General features: G+C 41.4%; 3 protein-coding genes. 2 read left to right on the plus strand and 1 reads right to left on the minus strand.

Features of this window, described 5'->3' with window-relative positions:
• Nucleotides 1-454: 454 nt before the first annotated feature.
• Complete coding sequence (locus QVP35_RS14880) at nt 455-1,903, minus strand: GntR family transcriptional regulator (RefSeq protein ID WP_006567128.1); 1,449 nt, start codon at nt 1,901-1,903, stop codon at nt 455-457.
• Nucleotides 1,904-2,068: 165 nt separating this feature from the next.
• Here QVP35_RS14880 and QVP35_RS14885 point away from each other — a divergent pair, with 165 nt between their 5' ends.
• On the plus strand, nt 2,069-3,010 hold the full coding sequence (locus QVP35_RS14885; protein ID WP_022261350.1) for a sensor domain-containing diguanylate cyclase: 942 nt from the start codon (nt 2,069-2,071) through the stop codon (nt 3,008-3,010).
• The coding region (locus QVP35_RS14890; RefSeq protein WP_288187953.1) for a sensor domain-containing diguanylate cyclase at nt 2,983-4,860 on the plus strand (1,878 nt) is incomplete at its 3' end. The genes QVP35_RS14885 and QVP35_RS14890, both read left to right, overlap by 28 nt.

A 4,860-nucleotide genomic window follows, 5' to 3' on the forward strand; every position in this document is an offset into this window, starting at 1 on the left:
TAATATAATAATTAAATATATTAATTATAAAATTGAATAATTGAAAATTTAGAATTGAGCAGGACTGTATGAATGAATTTACTTCCTGTGCATTTGTGTTTGGTTTGATATTGTTAAATAAATAAAAACGATCGGCTAAAAATATGAGGAATAGAATTAGGAAGACAGAATTTAAATCTTAGATAGGAGAGTAATAAAAAGCAGGGAATATGCAGAGTATGAGATCAGCAGGCCGGTGAATCACGGGAATCCGTATGGATGAGAATGACCGGCACTTTTGCAGGATCCGGGGAAGATGGTTCAGCCGCAGAAGGTGAAAAAACCGGAGAAAATATTGTGCCTGAAGTTTGATCTTATGGCGGAAAGAAAAAAGATAGAAGCACCGCAGCATCGGCAGGAAAAAAGAGAGCGGCACATTATCTCTGAAACTGCCTTCCTCTCTCTGTATATATAGTTAAAATCCGGTGATTTTTTCGACACCTTCCACGCCAATTTCCAAAAGAAGCTGTTTTGAGGAAGCAAAATTATTCTGAAAAAGACTTTGGAATGCGCGGGCGAGCTGTTCGTAGTCTGAATGGGCGCAGCTTTTTCGAATAGACGCAGAAATCTTAGTCCATCCGGTAACTGGTTCAGCACCTGTTTCTTCCAGGCGAAGGATACTTCCTTTTAACAGCAGGAGCGTAAGCTTTTTGTAAATTTCCTGCACAGCCGCAAAGGGACAGTACCTGATTACAGACTGCAGCCCGATGCTGACCGCATGTACCAAAGATTTTTTTTCATCGGGTATGGATGCAGCCGCAAAAAGTTCCTTCAGCATTTTACGCGGGACATGTGGGAGAGATACAAGCATAACCGGAACGCTGATGATCGCCAGAATTTGCAGAGCTTCTAAAAAGTTTCTCATATTGTCATCCAAAGTCAAGTCCTTCAGTTTATATGGAATATCTGGTCCGCCCCGGGAAATAACAAAAGTACCCACCCCGTTGACTGTTTCTGTGACGCCCAGCTTATTAAGAAGAGCAATCGTTCGCCGGACAGTAATCCCGGAAATATGATAAATATCTGCTAAAGTATGACTGTTAGGAAGCCGTGTGCCGACAGGATAGACATCTTGATTGATTCTGCAGATCATATCAATCGCAACGACATCACAGTAGCGGGTACGCCCTTTGCGGGGCTCACAGCTGAAAAATTCCTGCGCTTTGGAATCCGCATCGCACTCTGTGTTTCTGAGATAATCTTTGATGGCATCAAAAAATGTGCCGCATAATTTCTCCAGTTTTTCTTGAAGAACAAACGAAGTGTCCTGATGTTGATTTCGGATACAGTCTGCATATTCTGAGGCAATATGCTGCAGGAAGGAATCCGCTTTTTCTTTTCCGTATTTTAAATATAAGATATCCAGAAATGCACTCCCAGAAAAAGAACTGATGTCATAATAAAGGCTGAGTACAGTTTGATTGCCCAGCAAATGCAGAGAACGTTCAAACTGCTGGTAAAGACCGCGTCCGGCATGCTGTCCCTGTGCAATTTTTTTTAACCAGAGAGAAGAGGATGCTTTTTTAAAATGCTGAATATTATAAGTGCAGAGTGCCGGAGAGATCAGCTCAAGACTGTGGCATAAATCCAGCACTGATTTTATACGCCGTTTAAAAACATTACTTTCAAGATAATTTTCATAGGGTTTCTTTAAAACTGCAGTGGCACTTCCGCGGTAAAGTTTTATCTGTCCATCCTTTTCAAGCAGTTTGAGTGCTCTCTGTGCAGGACAATAAGAGACATGGAAACGATCAGCAATCTCTTTAACAGAAGGGAACCGCTCTCCATTATCGTAAAAACCCATCTGTATTTTACCTGAAAGATTGCGGTAAATGGTCTGTTCCTGACTGTGGTAATTAGACATACTTTGATTCCTTTCTCGATGGTCTGGTTCGTGAAAATTATGCTGTCATTATAATATCACAAATCATATTGGATAGGATGATATTTCACCTGGATGAGACAATATATGATATAATATGAACAAGGTAAGTGCATGGGTATTATTTGAAATAAGGGGGAGACAAAGATGACACACAGAGAAAAGATCGGTTGTATGGCAGCAGATGGGTCCCCTATAGATTTGTCAGAAGCAATGATTTTCGAATGGGATATAGAACAAGACAGGATAACATGTACGCAGAGCAATGGAGTAGAAGTTTGTATCAGAGATGTGTGTTTTGACACAGACCAGGCTGACAGCACATTTCTTCGGATCCATCCGGAAGATATTCCGGCACTGGCTGCGTTCAGGAACCGGGTAAGACAGGGGAATCTATACTCTATGTCAGAATTCCGGTGGAAAGATTCTGAGGAAAGGTATACCTGGTGCAGAATCTATGCGATTATCCGCTATGACGGACAGAAAAAGCCTGTCAAGGCAGTTGGAAGTGTCTGGAATATTCAGAAGGAGAAACAAAGAATACAGAAATTGCGGTATCGGGCAGAAAAAGATGCTCTGACAGGGGTATATAACCGGGAAGAGACAGAGAAGAGGATAAAGCGTTATCTTGAGATGCACTCAGACAATCAGTGTGCTCTGTTTATGATTGATACAGATAACTTTAAACAGATCAATGATACAAAAGGACATATGCTGGGAGATGTGGTACTCACAGAAATGGCTTCGGGAATGAAAAAGCTCATGAGGGAAAGCGATATTGTGGGCAGGATCGGAGGAGATGAGTTCGCCATATTCATGAAGAATATTCCTTCATCACAGGCGGCTGAAAAAAGAGCGGGAGAGCTGTCGGAAATGTTCGCCCATTTGTTTGAAGATGAAAAACAGGAAGTCCAGGTGACCTGCAGTATTGGGATAGCCCTTTCACGGAGAATGGAAAGGATTTTAATTCCTTATACCGGTGTGCGGACCATGCTCTTTATCAGGCAAAAAAGCAGGGAAAAAGCAGATACGTACTGTATAACAAAGAGAAATCTTTCTGTGTGGATGAAGCAGAATATTCTTTTTTAGGCACGGCGATAGATTCGGAGAAGGAATTTTCAGATGGACCGGATAATCTGGCGCGCTATGTATTCCGAATTCTATATGATATGGAAGATATCGATGAGGCTGTTCAGATGATTCTTGAAATTGTAGGAAAGCAGTTTGATGTGAGTCGTGCATATGTTTTTGAAAGCAGTGAGGACGGAGAGTGCTGTTCCAATACATATGAGTGGTGCAATAACGGTATAGTTCCTGTAAAAGAAAAACTGCAGAATCTTGCGTACAGTCAGTTTGGAGATTACCAAAACCTGTTTAAAGACAATTCGGTTTTCTATTGCCGGGATATTCGTACATTGACACGGGAGCAGACAGAAATATTTGAGGCACAGGGCATAAGTTCAACTCTTCAGTGTGCCTTTTGGAATGAAAATAACCTGAGCGGATTCCTTGGATTCGATGAGTGCACGGGTGTCCGCCTGTGGACAAAAGATGAAGTAAATGCCCTGTCGCTGATCTCACAGATTTTGGCTACGTTTTTGCAAAAGAAAAAGATTTTAGAACGGAATAAGAAGATAGAACAAGAACTGCAGTTTGTCCGGGAGGCGGGATTCCCTGTTCGCTGCGATGATAATGACTGCCATATTGCAGCGGAGAAAAGTATTGTAGATTGTATCCATTGTCTTACTTCTTCTGGATATCTGGAAGATTCTATTGAATATGTATTGGAGATCATCAGAGAGTATTATCAGTCGGACCGCGTCTATATTATGGAAATAGAAGAAGAGCGCGGCATTGCCCGCAATACATATGAAATTTGTGCTAAGGGTGTGGAACCTCAGATAACATTTCTGCAGAATATTCCTATCGAGGCGGCAGTATTCTGGCTTAAAGGATTTGAAACCAGGGATTATATAAGAATAGAGAACATTGAAAATCTGGGAGAGGACCGGAGTCTGGAATACGAAATATTAAAAGAACAGGGGATTCAGAGTCTTCTTGCTGTCCCTCTGTATGTTAAAGGGATGATAAAAGGATTTCTGGGGATCGATGATGCCAAAAGATATAAGAATAACATTCGTTATCTGAGAGAACTCTCCTATTTCCTTGAAAATGAAATAGCAAAAAACGCTTTGAAAAGCAAACTGGAACAGATGAGCTATCAGGACTCTATGACCGGTCTGGAAAACCGGAACAGTTATACACAATACTGCGGAGACTTTTTGGAAGGCAGACCGGTCCCGGCAGGGGTTATCTTTATGGATATCAATGGGCTTAAGATCATGAATGATAAGAAGGGTCATATGTATGGGGATATTCTGATCGGATATATCGCAAACAAAATGAAACAGTTTTTTCCGGAGGGCAGGAAATTCCGCCTCAGCGGAGATGAGTTTCTGATCGTGACAGAAAGGATTGAATACAGTAAATTCAGAACAATGCTCAGTGCCATGGAAAAAAGCCTGTCTGAAGACGGCCGGTGTATTGTTTCAGTTGGAACATCGTGGAGCGATGTACAGGAAGACCTGCCGGAACTGGTGAATAAAGCAGAACGGCTCATGACCATTAATAAACATGATTATTACAGAGAAAATAAGAATATTGCCGCAGAGAAAGTACCATTATTAAGAGAACTTTTGGGATCGATTGTAAAGAAAGAGTTTTTAGTATATCTGCAGCCTAAGCTGCATGTAAAAACAGGACAGATAGACAGTGCTGAAGTATTAGTACGGTACAGAGAAAAAGACGGGTCTATCGTATCACCGTTTAAATTTGTTCCACTGCTGGAAAGTGAGAGACTGATTTCCTATATCGATTTTTTTGTCATGGAAGAAGCGTGCAGACTGCTTACAAAGTGGAAAAACACCAGCCTGTCTGAT

Origin of the sequence: Anaerostipes sp. CAG:276 (assembly GCF_000432215.1) — a bacterium.
GTDB lineage: Bacteria > Bacillota > Clostridia > Lachnospirales > Lachnospiraceae > Anaerostipes > Anaerostipes caccae.

Bases quoted from the DNA above. Each gene is read 5' to 3' on its own strand.
- QVP35_RS14880 (WP_006567128.1), bottom strand. From the start codon at position 1,903: ATGTCTAATTACCACAGTCAGGAACAGACCATTTACCGCAATCTTTCA.
- QVP35_RS14885 (WP_022261350.1), top strand. From the start codon at position 2,069: ATGACACACAGAGAAAAGATCGGTTGTATGGCAGCAGATGGGTCCCCT.